This window comes from Kitasatospora sp. NBC_01300 (assembly GCF_041435235.1).
Taxonomy (GTDB): domain Bacteria; phylum Actinomycetota; class Actinomycetes; order Streptomycetales; family Streptomycetaceae; genus Kitasatospora.
In genome coordinates this window covers 2,188,793-2,202,866 of the sequence record NZ_CP108408.1, presented here as the reverse complement: position 1 = coordinate 2,202,866, position 14,074 = coordinate 2,188,793, and the positions used below count along the sequence as shown (strand labels likewise).

General features: G+C 75.8%; 13 protein-coding genes and 1 riboswitch. Of the genes, 4 read left to right on the top strand and 9 right to left on the bottom strand.

All coding sequences use genetic code 11. From position 1 onward, the window contains the following. Positions 1–34: 34 nt before the first annotated feature. From OG556_RS09795 to OG556_RS09785, 3 genes are all read right to left on the bottom strand, one after another. Positions 35–766 carry an SCO2322 family protein gene (locus tag OG556_RS09795; protein WP_371516768.1) on the bottom strand — a complete coding sequence of 244 codons (732 nt, stop codon included), beginning with the start codon at positions 764–766 and terminating at the stop codon, positions 35–37. Further along, complete coding sequence (locus OG556_RS09790) at positions 763–2,004, bottom strand: prenyltransferase/squalene oxidase repeat-containing protein (protein WP_371516767.1); 1,242 nt, start codon at positions 2,002–2,004, stop codon at positions 763–765. The genes OG556_RS09795 and OG556_RS09790 overlap by 4 nt, the downstream gene beginning before the upstream one ends. A gap of 117 nt (positions 2,005–2,121) precedes the next feature. After that, a riboswitch (cobalamin riboswitch) is annotated at positions 2,122–2,197 on the bottom strand. Positions 2,198–2,289: 92 nt separating this feature from the next. Next, a complete protein-coding gene (locus tag OG556_RS09785) occupies positions 2,290–2,919 on the bottom strand; it encodes a TetR family transcriptional regulator (protein WP_063351068.1) in 630 nt (209 codons plus the stop codon). 254 nt (positions 2,920–3,173) lie between these two features. Between OG556_RS09785 and OG556_RS09780 the strand changes: the two genes are divergently transcribed. From OG556_RS09780 to OG556_RS09770, 3 genes are all read left to right on the top strand, one after another. Further along, the gene (locus tag OG556_RS09780) at positions 3,174–4,484 is read left to right on the top strand and encodes a glycosyltransferase family 4 protein (protein WP_371516766.1); all 1,311 of its coding nucleotides are present in this window, start codon (positions 3,174–3,176) and stop codon (positions 4,482–4,484) included. 123 nt (positions 4,485–4,607) lie between these two features. Then, complete coding sequence (locus tag OG556_RS09775) at positions 4,608–5,357, top strand: methyltransferase domain-containing protein (protein ID WP_363372252.1); 750 nt, start codon at positions 4,608–4,610, stop codon at positions 5,355–5,357. Then, the gene (locus tag OG556_RS09770) at positions 5,354–6,415 is read left to right on the top strand and encodes a prenyltransferase (protein ID WP_371516765.1); all 1,062 of its coding nucleotides are present in this window, start codon (positions 5,354–5,356) and stop codon (positions 6,413–6,415) included. The genes OG556_RS09775 and OG556_RS09770 overlap by 4 nt, the downstream gene beginning before the upstream one ends. A 110-nt stretch (positions 6,416–6,525) precedes the next feature. Here the strand turns inward: OG556_RS09770 and OG556_RS09765 are convergent, their stop codons facing one another. From OG556_RS09765 to OG556_RS09750, 4 genes are all read right to left on the bottom strand, one after another. Then, positions 6,526–7,437: a hypothetical protein gene (locus OG556_RS09765; protein WP_371516764.1), complete on the bottom strand. Its 912-nt coding sequence runs from the start codon at positions 7,435–7,437 to the stop codon at positions 6,526–6,528. 195 nt (positions 7,438–7,632) lie between these two features. Next, positions 7,633–8,595 (bottom strand): N-acetylmuramoyl-L-alanine amidase, encoded by a 963-nt coding sequence (locus tag OG556_RS09760; RefSeq protein ID WP_371516763.1) that lies wholly within the window; start codon positions 8,593–8,595, stop codon positions 7,633–7,635. A gap of 7 nt (positions 8,596–8,602) precedes the next feature. Continuing rightward, positions 8,603–9,781 carry a hypothetical protein gene (locus tag OG556_RS09755; protein ID WP_371516762.1) on the bottom strand — a complete coding sequence of 393 codons (1,179 nt, stop codon included), beginning with the start codon at positions 9,779–9,781 and terminating at the stop codon, positions 8,603–8,605. A gap of 173 nt (positions 9,782–9,954) precedes the next feature. Beyond that, entirely contained in the window at positions 9,955–10,611 is a 657-nt protein-coding gene (locus OG556_RS09750; protein ID WP_371516761.1) for a class I SAM-dependent methyltransferase, read from the bottom strand. Between the two features lie 176 nt (positions 10,612–10,787). Between OG556_RS09750 and OG556_RS09745 the strand changes: the two genes are divergently transcribed. Further along, positions 10,788–11,879: an alcohol dehydrogenase catalytic domain-containing protein gene (locus OG556_RS09745; RefSeq protein WP_371516760.1), complete on the top strand. Its 1,092-nt coding sequence runs from the start codon at positions 10,788–10,790 to the stop codon at positions 11,877–11,879. A gap of 114 nt (positions 11,880–11,993) precedes the next feature. Here OG556_RS09745 and OG556_RS09740 read toward each other — a convergent pair whose 3' ends face one another. Both OG556_RS09740 and OG556_RS09735 read right to left on the bottom strand, forming a co-directional pair. Further along, positions 11,994–12,167 carry a hypothetical protein gene (locus OG556_RS09740; protein ID WP_371516759.1) on the bottom strand — a complete coding sequence of 58 codons (174 nt, stop codon included), beginning with the start codon at positions 12,165–12,167 and terminating at the stop codon, positions 11,994–11,996. Positions 12,168–12,334: 167 nt separating this feature from the next. Further along, positions 12,335–14,041, bottom strand: coding sequence for an ATP-binding cassette domain-containing protein (locus OG556_RS09735; RefSeq protein WP_371516758.1), 1,707 nt, complete (start codon positions 14,039–14,041; stop codon positions 12,335–12,337). Positions 14,042–14,074: the final 33 nt, after the last annotated feature.

The window sequence follows — 14,074 nt, the reverse complement described above, 5'->3', positions numbered from 1 at the left end:
GAGGGGTCCGGAGGGGGGAGCGGCTCGGGGGGCTTCAGGAGGTACGGCGGCGGCGCGCCTGCCAGACGGCACCGCCGGCCAGCACGGCGATCAGCGCGCCACCGGCGATCAGGCCGACGTCCGGGCCGGAGTCCGAGCCGCCGCCGTCGCCGGACGGGCCGGCCGGCTTGGCCGCCGACCCGAGCTGGTCGGCGCACCCGGCCTTCGGGAAGCCCGCGATGGCGCAGAGCAGGCCGTTGGCGTCGTAGCGCAGCGGCGGGGCGACGGCGGCCAGCACCTCGGCCGAGGTGGCGTTGGAGACGACGCTGGCGCACGCGCTCCGCTGCTCGGGCGGAGTCTCGGCGGAACCGGAACCGGAGCCGGAAGCCGAGCCGGAGCCGGAAGCCGAGCCGGAACCCGAGCCGGTGTCGGCGGCGGTGCCGAAGTCCAGCACGACGGCGACCCGCTTGCGGCCCGCCTGCGCGGGCGTGTCCGCACAGACGGCGGCGAAGTCGCCCGCCGTCCGGGGCCGCGCCGCATCCTGCCCACCGTCCGGACTCACCGCGAACCGCCACCCGTCGACGGCCCCGTCCGGCGGCACGGCGACGGCCGGCCCCTGCTGCTGGTACAGCCACCCGTCGCCGCCGGCACGCCAGAACGACCAGTACCGGTACCCGGTCGCCGCCGGCGCACCGGCGGAGGCGACCAGCAGGAGCACCGCACCGAGCAGCGCACCGAACAACGAGCCGAGGCCGCGGCGGCCCAGGCGCGCGGGGCGGGGTGTCACAGGTTCTGGCCGCGCTTGCGCTGGAGGCTGAGGAGGAGGCCGCCGCCGAGGCCGACGAGGAGCCCGACGATGATCAGCCAGTACTGGCCGATGCCGTCGTCCTTCTTGGACGTCGCCGTCGTCGGGGCCGCGCCGGCGGTGGCCTTGAGGGCCGGGCCGAGGGCGGTGAGCTCGGCGGTCAGCGGGGCGGTGTCGCGCTGGGCGGCCTGGGTGACGAGCAGGAGGCTGGCGGTGGCGGCGGCGTCGGTGCCGCCCTTGGTCCAGCCGGCGCCTTCCTTGGCGAGCCAGTCGACGGCGCCGGCGGCCTGCTGGGGGTGGCCGCTCTGGATGAGGCCGAGGGCGGCCCAGGCGGTGGCGTTGTAGTCGGGGGTGGGGGCGGCGCCGGGGGTGGTGAGGGTGAGGTGGTGGTCGCCCGCGGCGAGCTGGGCGGTGAGGTACGCCCCGGCGGCCTCGCCGGAGTCGGCGTGCGCGACGGGAGTAGCCGTGGCGGAGGCGGAGTCGCAGGCGAGGGCCTTGGGGGCGGCGTCGGTGCGGGCGGTGGTGGCGACCGGGAGGTGGCCGCCGGCGGCGGCGAGCGAGGCCTGGGCGCTGGCGAGGGCGTTGGGGGCGAGCGCGCCGGAGGACGGGTCGGGCTGGTAGGCGAAGGCGCCGCGCTGGTCGGCGGGGGCGGCGCAGCCGAGCTGGAAGAGGGCGAGCCCGTCGAAGGCGTTCTTGCCGGCCTTGGCGACGCCGGCCGGGTCGGCCTTGGCGGCGAAGAGGGCGTTCACGGCGAGGCCGGTGGAGTTGGCGTCGCCGGGGCTGCCGGGGTTGTAGGGCCAGCTGCCGTCGGCGTTCTGGGTGGCCTTGAGCCACTGGACGCCCTTGTCGACGGCTTCCTGGTGCCCGCCGAGGGCGACGAGGGCCTGGACGGCGACGGCGGTGGCGTTGCTGTCCTCGGTCTTGGGGTCGCAGGCGGCGCCGGCGGCCCGGAAGGAGGGCCAGCCGCCGTCCTCGCACTGCTGTTCGGTGAGCCAGCCGACGGCGGAGTCGGCCGGGACGGCCTTGGCCGCCGCGAGCGCGGTGAGCGCGAGGGACTGCCGCCAGACGCCGTCGTACGTCGGGTCGCCCTTGCCGTAGAGGCCGTCGGGGACGGCGGCGGCGGTGGGCGCGGGGCTGTCGGCGAGGGCCGGTCCGGCGGCGGCGCCGGCGAGGAGCGCGGCGGACAGGGCGGCGGCGCCCAGGCGGGCGGCGGTGAGCATGGTGGAGGTGTGCCTTTCGGTGAGCGGTGGTGGCCCGGCGGGGCCGTTCCGTAGTCCTCGACGGTGCCGGGCGGTGCGCGTGGCGGGCCCGGGCTGGCCGCTCGCCCCTCCACGGGCGGTCCGACTCGCCCGGGCCGTCACGGGGGCCGGGCTCACGGTTGCGGGGTCAGCGCCGGATTCGCACCGGCTTCCCCCGGGGGAGGGACGGGATGAAGTTGTGCTGTCCGTCGACTTTAACCGCCGGGCGCGGCCGACCCCTCCTGCCCGGGCAGGAACAGGTTCCAGTCAGGGCAGGGTGAGCAGCCGGGCCGCGGTGTGCAGGTCGGCCCGGACCTCGGCGATCGAGGCGCGGCCGGAGAGCCAGGCGACCAGGGCGGAGTGCCAGGTGTGCTCGATCACCCGGACGGCCGCGCGCTGGCTCTCGCTGGGTGGCCCGGACTGGCCGATCGCGTCCAGGATGAGCTGGCCGGTGGCGGTGCTGACCTGGTCCACCTCGGCGCCGACGGAACGGTCCGCGAAGGACAGCGCCCGGACCATCGCCTCGGCGAGCAGCGGCTCGCGCTGGAGCGCGTGGAAGGCGCGGGTGAGCGTGTCGGCGACCCGCGGGGCCGGCTCGGGGTCGGTCGGCGGGTGGCGCCGGATGTGCTCCTGGAGGCCCTGCAACTGCTCCAGCATGACCGCGACCAGCAGGTGCACCTTGGACGGGAAGTACCGGTAGAGCGTGCCGAGGGCGACCTGGGCGGTCTCCGCGACCTCCCGCATCTGCACCGCCTCGTACCCGCCCCGGGCGGCCAGGGCGGTGGCGGCCCGCAGGATCCGGCGTCGGCGTTCGGCCTGGCGGGCGGTCAGCGGCGGCTCGCCCGGCTGTGCGGGGGGCGGGGTGGTGGGGCTCGTGGAGGTGGTCGGCGGCGGCAAGGAGTGCTCCCGGGGCGCGTGGGTGGCGGCGTGCTCCACAAGGTCGGCAGGGTCGGCGTGGCGGGAATCACCAGCCCTGGCTCCTGAGGGAAAGCTACGGGCCGGTATCTTCGAGGTCTCTCATTGTTCACATGGTCGATGACGAGTTCCACAGCCACTGAAACCTGATCTACTTTAGCGACCGGCGGCAGCGCCGTCGCCGAGGCAGAGACAGCAGCAGCACAGGAATAGCAGCTAGAGATGAGGGCCCGAGGATGACCGCGCAGCCGCTGCGGATTGCCCTGCTGTCGTACCGCGGGGACCCCTTCTGCGGCGGTCAGGGCGTGTACGTGCGCCACCTCTCCCGTGAGCTGGCCGGGCTCGGCCACCACGTGGACGTGATCGGTGCCCAGCCGTACCCGGTGCTGGACGAGGTCGAGGGCCCCGGTTCGGTGCGCCTGGTCGAGCTGCCCAGCCTGGACCTCTACCGCGCCGAGGACCCGTTCCGCACGCCCGCCCGCGGCGAGTTCCGCAGCCCGGTGGACGTGCTGGAGTTCGCCACCATGCGCACCGGCGGCTTCCCCGAGCCGCTGACCTTCTCGCTGCGCGCCCGCCAGTACCTGGCCCGGCACAAGGGCCGCTACGACGTGGTGCACGACAACCAGACGCTCGGCTACGGCCTGCTGGGCCTGGCCCGGCACGGCTTCCCGCTGGTCACCACGATCCATCACCCGATCACCGTGGACCGGCAGTTGGAGCTGGACGCGGCCACCACCCGGGTCAAGCGGCTGTCGCTGCGCCGCTGGTACGCCTTCACCCGGATGCAGCGCCGGGTCGCCGCCCGGCTGGACCACGTGATCACCGTCTCCGGCACCTCGCAGCGCGAGATCGCCGAGCACCTGGGCGCCGCGCCGGGCGCGATCTCGGTGGTGCCGATCGGCGCCGACACCCGGCTCTGGTCGCCCTCCGAGGCGATCGCCCGCGTCCCCGGACGGATCGTCACCACCTCCAGCGCGGACGTCCCGCTCAAGGGCCTGGTGTTCCTGGTCGAGGCGCTGGCGAAGGTGCGCACCGAGCGCCCCGCGCACCTGGTGGTGGTCGGCAAGCCGCAGAAGGAGGACGGCCCGGTGGCGGAGGCGGTGCGCCGCTTCGGGCTGGCGGACCACATCGAGTTCCGCAGCGGCCTGACCGACCAGGAGCTGGTCGACCTCTACCGCTCGGCCGAGGTGGCCTGCGTGCCGTCGCTGTACGAGGGCTTCTCGCTGCCCGCCGCCGAGGCGATGGCCACCGGTACCCCGCTGGTCGCCACCACCGGCGGCGCGATCCCCGAGGTGGCCGGGCCGGACGGGGAGACCTGCCTGGCCGTGCCGCCGGGGGAGCCGGACCGGCTGGCGGCGGCGCTCGGCCGGCTGCTGGACGACCCGCGGCTGCGCGCCCGGCTCGGCGCGGCCGGCCGGGAGCGGGTGCTGGCCCGGTTCACCTGGGCGCGGGCCGCCGAGCTGACCGCCGACGCCTACCGGGCGGCGATCGCCACCGGTGCCGGCGCCCGGGCCCGCTCCGGGCCGGGCTGGCGGTACGTGCCCTGAGTCGCTCCGGCCGCCCTGCGCGGCGCCCGCCCGGCGGCCCCGGCCGCCCGGTGCGGAGCGGTAGCGGATCGAACTGACGCGGCGTCAAGTTCGCTTGGTAGCAAAAGGAATGGGAGCCCTGCAGTGCTGACCGTCGATTTCTCGCGCTTCCCGCTCGCCCCCGGCGACCGGGTGCTCGACCTGGGCTGCGGCGGGGGCCGGCACGCGTTCGAGTGCTACCGCCGCGGCGCCAACGTGATCGCCCTCGACCAGAACGCCGAGGAGATCGCCGAGGTCCAGAAGTGGTTCGCCGCGATGGAGCAGGCCGGTGAGGCCCCGGAGGGCGCGTCGGCGGTCGCGATGGAGGGCAACGCGCTGGCGCTGCCGTTCGAGGACGACTACTTCGACAAGATCATCATCTCCGAGGTGATGGAGCACATACCGGACGACAAGGGTGTGCTCAACGAGATGTTCCGGGTGCTCAAGCCGGGCGGGCTGCTCGCCGTCACCGTGCCGCGCTGGCTGCCCGAGAAGATCTGCTGGACGCTGTCCGACGAGTACCACGAGGTCGAGGGCGGCCACATCCGGATCTACCGGGGCGACGAACTGCTCGGCAAGCTCAAGGACGCCGGCCTGGAGCCCTACGGCACCCACCACGCGCACGCGCTGCACTCGCCGTACTGGTGGATCAAGTGCGCGGTCGGCGTGAACAACGACAAGGCGCTGCCGGTCAAGGCCTACCACCAGCTGCTGGTCTGGGACATCGTCGGCACCCCGGTGATCAGCACCCTCACCAAGGCCGCCGAACGGGCGCTCAACCCGGTCATCGGCAAGAGCTTCGTCGCCTACGCGTCCAAGCCGCGGCGGACCGAGCCCGGGCGCGTGGACGCATGACCGCCGCCGTCCCCGAGGCACTGCTGCTCGACGGGGTGCTCGACGCCGAGCAGGCCGCCGGCACCGTCCGCAGCATCCTGGCCGAACAGCGCCCCGACGGCGCCATACCGTGGTTCGCCGGCCACCACCTCGACCCGTGGGACCACACCGAGGCCGCCATGGCCCTCGACACCGCCGGCGAGCACGCCGCCGCCGAGGCCGCCTACCGCTGGCTCGCCGCCACCCAGAACCCGGACGGCTCCTGGTACGCCGCCTACACCGACGGCGCCGTCACCGACCGGGCCAAGGAGACCAACTTCTGCGCCTACGTGGCCGTCGGCGTCTGGCACCACCACCTCAGCGCCGGCGACGACGCCTTCCTGGAGTGGATCTGGCCCGTCGTCCGGCGCGCCCTGGACTTCATCGTCGGCCAGCGGCTGCCCGGCGGCCCGATCGCCTGGCGCCTCGACGAGGACGGCACCGCCACCGACGAGGCGCTGCTCACCGGCTCGTCCAGCATGCTGCACGCGCTGCGCTGCGGGCTGGCCATCGCCGAGTACCTGGAGGAGCCGCAGCCCGACTGGGAGCTCGCCGCCGGCCGGCTGGGGCACGCCATCACCCACCACCCCGAGCGGTTCCTCGACAAGGGCCGCTACTCGATGGACTGGTACTACCCGGTGCTCGGCACCGGCCTGCGCGGCGACGCGGCGCTGGAGCGGATCGACCGGGACTGGGACCGCTTCGTCGTCCCCGGCCTCGGCGTGCGCTGCGTCAGCGACCGCCCGTGGGTGACCGGCGGCGAGAGCGCCGAACTCGCCCTCGCGCTCTGGGCGATCGGCCGCTCCGATCGCGCCGTGGAGATCCTGCGCTGGATCCAGAAGCACCTGCGGCACGAGGACGGCTCCTACTGGACCGGGTACGTCTTCGAGGACGACGCCGTCTGGCCGGAGGAGCGCACCACCTGGACGGCCGGCGCGCTGCTGCTCGCGGTCGCCGCGCTCGGCGGCGACCCGGCGACGGTCGCGGTCTTCGGCGGGGAGCAGCTGCCCGCCGGGCTGGTGGTCCAGGACTGCTGCTGAGGTCCGTGGCCGTGGCCGTTGCCCCTGCGACGGCTGGGGCCCGTACGGGCAACGCGAAGGGGTGGGACCGGAGAGATCCGGTCCCACCCCTTCGTCGTACGGGCGGGGCGTCAGCCGCGCTGGATGCCCGAGGTGTCGGCCAGCAGGCCGACGGTGCCGTCCTGCAGCTGGGCGACCAGCGCGCTGCCGCGCTGCTCGACCGCCAGGTACCAGGTGCCGGGCACCAGCTCGCCGACGGGGGCGCCCGCCGGGTTGTCCTTCGACGCCAGCGGGCGCGGGGCCGGGACGGCGAACCAGAACGGCGCGAAGTCGGCCGCCGGGGCGGCCGGGGTCGGCTGCGGCTGCGCGGCCGGGACCGGCTGCGGGGCGGCGGCCGCGTCCTGCGGCTGACCGGCCTGCACCGGCTGCGGCTGGCCGGCCGCCGGGTAGCCGTAGCCACCGGGCTGGGCGCCGTACGCCGGGGCCTGGTTCGGGTCCTGGCCCGGGGCCGGGTAGCCGTACTGGCCGGGCTGCGCCGGCTGGCCCGGGGCCGGGTAGCCGCCCTGGTAGGGGACGGCCGCCGGACGGTCGGCGACCAGCGGGGCCTTCAGCGCGGGCACCAGCGGCGCGGCCGCGGCCGCACCGGCCAGCACGATCAGCGCGATGAGGCCGAGCCAGGCGCCGAAGCCGTGCCCGAAGCTGCCGCCGGCCGGGCCGCCGGCCAGCGACCACAGCGACGTCCACAGCGCGACGACGGCGAAGGAGATGCCCCACTGGTCCAGCCGCAGGCCGAGCACCTGGCGCCCGGCCGCGGCCTCGCCCTGGAAGCGGTGCAGCAGGATCAGCACGGCGGCGGCGATGCCGAGCAGGTAGATCGAAGGCAGGATGGGGAACAGCTGGGTGCTCCACGCGTTCTGCGACGTGTCGCCGCAGTACCGGCCGGTGCAGTCCACCGTCCAGTAGGGCAGGAAGGAGGCGATGAAGAGCAGGACGGCCGCGCCGGCGACGGCGGCGTCTCCCCTGGTGAGAGCGCGCAGATTCACTAACGTTCCCCTCGTTGACGTGTCGTGGACGGCGGTTCGTGCGGTCGGGCTGACCGGCCGAAACTCCCGAACGGACCAGAAGCCTAGGCCCAACCGCACCGCCGGTGCACGGCGGGACCGGGAATGGGGCGAAGTCGTTGCCAAAGGCGCGACCCGGGCGTCGCGCACGCCGTCGGCCGCCCCGGCCCAACTCCCTTACCGGGTGGTCAGATACGCCGTCAGCGCGTCGGCGATCCCCTGGGCCGCCCGCTGCCGCCACTGAGGATCCGTCATCCGTTTGGCGTCCACCGGGTTGCGCATGTTACCGCACTCGATGAACACCTTCGGCACCGTGGACAGGTTCAGGCCCCCCAGGTCGGAGCGGGTGTCCAGGCCGTCGCTCGCGGTGTAGTCCGCGTACGGCTCGCCCGTCGCGGCGCGGAAGTGCTCGCGCAGCAGCAGGCCGAGCCGGCGCGAGGGCTCGACGATCGCCGCGTTGTCCGCCTTCCCGGCCGCCACCTTCGCCGGGAGGATCACGTGGAACCCGCTGCCGCCCGCCGGACCGCCGTCCCCGTGCACCGACAGGGCCACGTCGGCGTGCGCGTCGGCGCCGGCCCGGGCGCGCTCGTCGATGCAGGGGCCCCACGGGCGGTCGCCGTCCTGCGCCAGCACCACCGTCGCGCCGCGGGCGGCCAGGATGGCGCGGGCCCGGTGGGAGACGTCCAGGGTGTACTCGGCCTCGGTGTAGCCGGAGTTGGTCTCGGTGCCGGTGGTGTCGCACTGCTTGCGGGAGTTGCCGATGTCGACCAGGCGGTTGATCTCGGCGGTGTGCGCGGAGTTGCCGGGGTTGTGGCCGGGGTCGAGCAGGATGGTGCGGCCGGTGAGCGCGGTGGGGGAGACCGGGGTGTCCGACGGGGCGGGCGTCGTCGGGGTGGGCGGAGTGGTCGGCGTCTGGGCCGGGGTTCCCGGTGCGGTGGTTTCCGGGGTGGCGGTTGCGGCCGGGGAGGTGGTTGCGGCCGGGGAGGTGGCCGGCGCGGCGGTGCCGCCCGCCGCCGCGGTGTGGCCGAGGGACTGCCAGCCCAGCCAGCCCGCCAGGCAGAGCGGAACGGCCGCGCCCACCGCGGTGGTGGCGCGCAGCAGGGTGGAACGGCGGGGCGGTCGGGAGTTCGGGCCGGTCACGGGTGGATCAGATCCTGTCCTGGGTGCGCGGGGTGAGGCCGTAGGTGTCGGCGATCGGCTTCCACTTGCCCGCGAAGTCCTTCTTCGCCTGGGTGGCCTGCGGGTTGAGCTCGTCGGCCCGCTTCTTGTCGGCGGTGGTCGGGGCCGAGCCCGAGCAGCCCTGGCCGGCGACCGCCCGCGCCCAGTTCGCGTACGCCCGGTCGATGTCGGCCGACAGCTGCCAGGCGGACTTCAGCGACGCCATCGCGTCCGCGCCGCCCGGCACGTCGGAGGCGTTCAGCTTGGCGAGCTTGCGCAGCAGTTCGTCGCGCTGCTTGGCGCCGTTGTCGAACACCTGCGCCGCGCTCTCGATGTCGGCCTTCGCCGGGCAGCTGCTCACCTTGGCGACCGCGCTGCCGATCGGGGCCTTCGCGCTCTCGCCCTCGGTGAGCAGGCCGTCCAGGGCCTGCGCCTGCGTCTTGGCGTTGGCGCCGGCACCGCTCGCGGTCGGGGACGGCGCCGGGGCGGACGAGGCCGGGTCGCCGGCGCCGTTCGGCGTGGCGTCCGTACCGGTCGCCGGGCCCGTCGGCGGGTTCCCGGTGGACGTCGCGGAGGCGGACGGCGGGGCGGGCGCGGCCTGGTCCTTCTTGTCGCCGCTGTTCCGGGCGGCCACCAGCAGGCCGCCGCCGACCGCCACCACCAGGAGCAGCGCGAAGCCGATCAGCAGCGGTGCCTTCCGGTTGTTCGGGCGGTCCTCGTCGTCCGGGTCCTCGTAGCCGGCGGGATAGGCGGAGGGGTGGTCGGCGGGGTAGTCGGGCTGCCCCTGGTACGGGACGTACGGGGGCTGCTGCGGGCCGGCGGGCGGCTGCGGCGGGTACACGTAGCCGGGGCCGGGGACCTCGCCGGACACGTAGCCGGGCCCCGGGGTCTGCGCGGACGCGTGGGAGGGGAACGGCGCCGGCGGCGGTACGGACGGCGGCTTCGGGGCGGCCAGGTAGGGGCGGGCAACCAGCGGCGGGCCCTGGTCCCCGACGGCGCCGGCGGCGGGCGGCAGCGCGGCCCCGTCCTGCGGTGCGGCGGGCTGGGCGGGGGCGGGCTGCGCCGGGGTGGGCTCGGCGGGTCGCTGCGGGCCGCGCACCCAGCCGCCCGCGCCGCCGCGTGCGGTGGGGTCCCAGACTGCCGGAGCGGTGTTGTGCTGGTCCGTCATGTGCCGCTAGCCCCCACCGTCCGCCGATGCTCTGCCTGGTGCTGCGCGGACACCGTACCGTTCGAACCTCCGCCCGACAGCTCCGGCACGACGTTAGAGCATCCGTGCAGGGCTGTGGGGCCGCTCGGCGGATCGGGCGGCGGTTTGGGTGGTGGGCGGCGGGTGGTGGGCGGTCAGCTCGTGGCGGTCCGGCGCAGGACGCGCAGCGAGCCCGTCACCGAGACCTCCTCGAAGCCCTCGGCCAGCGCCCGCAGGTACACCCGGTACGGGGCCTGGCCGCCGTCCGCCGGGTCCGGGAACACGTCGTGCACCACCAGCAGCCCGTCCGGCGCCAGGTGCGGGGCCCAGCCCTCGTAGTCGCCGGTCGCGTGCTCGTCGGTGTGCCCGCCGTCGATGAACACCAGGGCCAGCGGCCGGCCCCACAGCGCCGCGATCCGCGGCGAGCGGCCCACCAGCGCCACCACGTGCTCCTCCAGCCCGGCGGCGTGCAGCGTCCGGCGGAACCGCGGCAGGGTGTCCATCAGCCCCACCTCCGGGTCCACCAGCGTCGGGTCGTGGTACTCCCAGCCGGGCTGCTGCTCCTCCGAGCCGCGGTGGTGGTCCACCGTCAGCGCGGTCGTCCCGGTCTCCCGGGCGGCCGCCGCCAGCAGGACCGCCGAGCGGCCGCAGTAGGTGCCGATCTCCAGCACCGGCAGCCCGGTGCGCCGCGCCGCCGTCACCGCCGCCGCGTACAGCGCCAGCCCCTCGTCCGCCGGCATGAACCCGGTGGCCGCCTCGAACGCCGCCAGCACCTCGGCCGCCGGGCGGACACTCTCCAGCAGGTCGGACATGACGGTGCTCCTCGGGCTCGGGACGTGCGCGAACGCGTTCGACCCGGACCCTACTCGACGGTAGAGGGGCGGACCACAGCGGCCCTGGAACGTGTTCTAGTCGGGTCGGGGCGCCCGTGCCAGAATCGGGCCCGACCGTGGAAACCGAGCACACGAGGCACACCGGGAGCAGCCCCATGCGCGCAGCCGTCCTGCACAAGACCGGCCAGGAGACCCTCGACGTCCGGGAGGACGTGACGGCCGTCGGCTTCGGGCCGGGCGCCGTACGGGTCCGGATGCGCGCCGCCAGCCTCTGCCACTCCGACCTCTCGGCGATGAGCGGCGTCCTGCCGCAGCCCGCGCCGTTCGTCCCCGGGCACGAGGGCGCCGGGGAGGTCGTGGAGGTCGGTGCGGGCGTGACCGGCCTCGCCCCCGGCGACCGCGTGGTGCTCTGCTGGATGGCGCCCTGCGGCCGCTGCGCGCACTGCGAGCGGGGCCGTGGCCACCTGTGCATCGCCAGCCTGCGGCGGCTCGGCGCGCCCGGCTTCCGCTTCGAGGACGGCGGCGCGGCGGTCGAGGCCTCCGGGTTCTACGGCACCGGGGCGTTCGCCGAGGAGGTCGTGGTCGCCGCGGACGCCGTCATCAAGGTGCCCGCCGACCTGCCGTACGAGGCCGCCGCGCTGATCGGCTGCGGGGTGACCACGGGCGTCGGCGCCGCCGTCAACACCGCCCGGGTCGAACCCGGCGCCTCCGTCGCGGTGATCGGCGCGGGCGGGGTCGGGGTCGCCACCGCGCAGGGCGCCCGGGTCTGCGGCGCCGCCCGGATCACCGTCGTCGACCCGGTCGTCTCGCGCCGCGAGCGGGCCCTGGCCTTCGGCGCGACCGAGGCGATCGCCCCCGAGGACCTCAAGGCGACGGCGAAGGGCCTGCCCGGCGGCGGCTTCGACTACGTCTTCGAGGCCGTCGGCCGGTCCGCCACCGTCCGGGCCGGCTACGACGCGGCCCGGCGCGGCGGCGCGGTCGTGGTGATCGGCGCCGGCGCGCAGGACGACCTCGCGCAGTTCACCATGGGCGAGCTGTTCTTCAACGAGAAGCGCCTGCTGCCCTCGCTCTACGGCGGGGCGCCGGTGGCCCGCACCATCGCCCTGGTCGTCGACCTGTGGCGGGCCGGGCGGATCGACCTCGACGGCATGATCAGCCACCGCGTCGACCTGTCGGACGTCAACGAGGCGATCGCCCAGATGCGCAGCGGCGAGGCGCTGCGCACGGTCGTGACGCTGGGGCGCTGAGCCGCGGGCCCTGCCCGAGCCCCGAGCCCCGAGCCCGGGACCCAGGATGCGACGAGGGCCCGTCGGGGGTGCCCCCCCTCCCCCCCCCGACGGGCCCTCCCGGTGCGGGTGTGGTCAGCCCCGGTCCGCCGCGGCGCGGTGCCGGCCGTGCGGGTCGGCCTCGGGCTTGTCGTCGGCGGCGGAACGGCCCCGGTGCCGGCCGTGCGACGAGGTGTCCCCGGCGGTGCTCTCGTCGGCGCCGGTCCCGTTGGCCGTGGGTCCGGTGGTGTCGGTGAGGGTGTCGGACATCAGAAATCGTCTTTTCCGTGCGGAGGGTGCAGGTCATCGGCGCCCGGCCGGCGCTTGGCGGCGCGCGGTCGGGTCCTCGATCGGGTGCTCGGTACGCGCCACAGCCGGTGATCGCGGCCCGTGCCCCGGCCACCATAACGGCCGGAACGGACGAGATCCTATCGAGATCATGACGCGCGACCCGCCGTCGAACCCAGCCAGTGACCGACCAACTCGCGGTACAGCGGGGACAGCACCTGAAGATCGCCGTGCCGGGCGAGCACCCCCCGCCCGCCGTCCAGCAGCAGCACCCGGTCCGCGCGCAGGGCCGAACTGATCCGGTGCGCCACCACGACGAGAGTCCCGGGCCGGGCGGCGAACGCCCGCTCGACCCGCTCCTCCGCGCGCGGGTCCAGATGGCAGGTCGCCTCGTCCAGCACCACGACCGGCGCCGGCGACAGGTACGTCCGCACCAGCGCGATCAACTGCCGCTCCCCGCCCGACAACACGCCCGGATCGGGCAGGACGGCCTCCGGGCCGCCCAGCCGCGCGACCAGTCGATCGGCCCCCAGCACGCGGACGGCGCGGGCGAGTTGCTCCTCCGTGACCTCCGGGGAGAGCCAGGTCAGATTGGACCGCACCGGCCCCGGGAACACGTACGCCTCCTGCGGCACCAACGCCACCAGCCGCGCCCGCGCGGCCCCCGCCAGCCCGTCCGGCCGTACTCCGCCCACCGACACGGCCCCGCCCGTCGGCGCCAGCACCCCGGCCAGCAGGGCCGCCAGCGTCGACTTCCCCGCCCCGCTCACCCCCACCACGGCCACGTGCTCCCCGGGCCCGAATCCGACCTCCAGCCCCTCCAGTACCGGCGCCCCGGCCCCGTCGTGCCCGTACCTCAACCCGCTGACCAGGACCTCCGCCTCCGGCCCCGCGGCTGCCCCGGGCGGCGTGCTCGGGGGCGCGTCCGCCGGGGGGTCGCCCGTGGTGGCGGCCAGGCGGTCCAGGACGACGGCGAGGTTGAGCAGCCAGCCGCCGACCGTACCCGCCAACGTCCTTACCGCCGGGTCGAGTTGCTGCAGCAGATAGGTCGCGACGCCGAGCAGTTCGCCGGGGGTCAGGGCCTCGCGGGCGAGCAGCCATGGCGCGGCGGCGAGGACGGCCAGCACGGGCAGCCGGCCGCCGAGGGCCACGACCAGCGCGCGCAGGGCCGAGGCCCGGCCCAGGGCGCGGGAGGCGGCGGCGCTCGCCCGGGCGGCCCCGGTCAGCGCCTCGGCGACCTGCTCCCGGGTGCCCGTGGCCTGCACGTCGCGCAACCCGTGCAGCGCCCGCCCCGCCTCGGCGGCCAGCCGCTCCTCGGCGAGCACGACCGCCCTCCGCCGCGCCACCAGCGGGCGCAGCAGACGGAAGAAGAGGAACCCGGCGGCGAGCAGTGGCAGCAGGACCAGCGGCAGGACGACGGGCGCCAGCAGCGCCAGGCCCACCAGGGCGGCGACCAGGGTGACCCCGACGCCGCGCAGGGTGCGCAGCAGGGTGGCGGTCAACTGCCGCGCGGACTCGACCTGTTCGGTGAGCCGGGCGACCTCGGCCGGATCCGCCGACGGCCGGGCGAGCGCGCTGTGGACCACCCGCTCGACCAGGGCGTCCCGCAACGGCTCCACCACCCCCGCCAGGTGCGGGAACCCGGCCCGTGCCGCGTACGCCCGGACGGCCATCGCGGCACCGAACCCGGCCAGCCAGGCCACCCCGGCCCCCGGCCGCCCGACCAGGAACCCCTGGTCGACGGCGGCCGAGACGAACAGCCCGGACAGCAGCGGCGGCAGCGCCTCCACCCCGGACCACCCGAGCAGCCGGAGCAGCGGTCCGCGGGTGACGGCCAGTTGCCGGAACAGCAGCACCCATCCGGGGGAGGCGGACGCGGGAAGTCGGCG

Excerpts from the sequence above, each read along its gene's own strand:
- OG556_RS09790 (WP_371516767.1), bottom strand. The coding sequence starts at position 2,004 with ATGCTCACCGCCGCCCGCCTGGGCGCCGCCGCCCTGTCCGCCGCGCTC.
- OG556_RS09740 (WP_371516759.1), bottom strand. The coding sequence starts at position 12,167 with ATGTCCGACACCCTCACCGACACCACCGGACCCACGGCCAACGGGACC.
- OG556_RS09780 (WP_371516766.1), top strand. The coding sequence starts at position 3,174 with ATGACCGCGCAGCCGCTGCGGATTGCCCTGCTGTCGTACCGCGGGGAC.
- OG556_RS09755 (WP_371516762.1), bottom strand. The coding sequence starts at position 9,781 with ATGACGGACCAGCACAACACCGCTCCGGCAGTCTGGGACCCCACCGCA.
- OG556_RS09770 (WP_371516765.1), top strand. The coding sequence starts at position 5,354 with ATGACCGCCGCCGTCCCCGAGGCACTGCTGCTCGACGGGGTGCTCGAC.
- OG556_RS09750 (WP_371516761.1), bottom strand. The coding sequence starts at position 10,611 with ATGTCCGACCTGCTGGAGAGTGTCCGCCCGGCGGCCGAGGTGCTGGCG.
- OG556_RS09745 (WP_371516760.1), top strand. The coding sequence starts at position 10,788 with ATGCGCGCAGCCGTCCTGCACAAGACCGGCCAGGAGACCCTCGACGTC.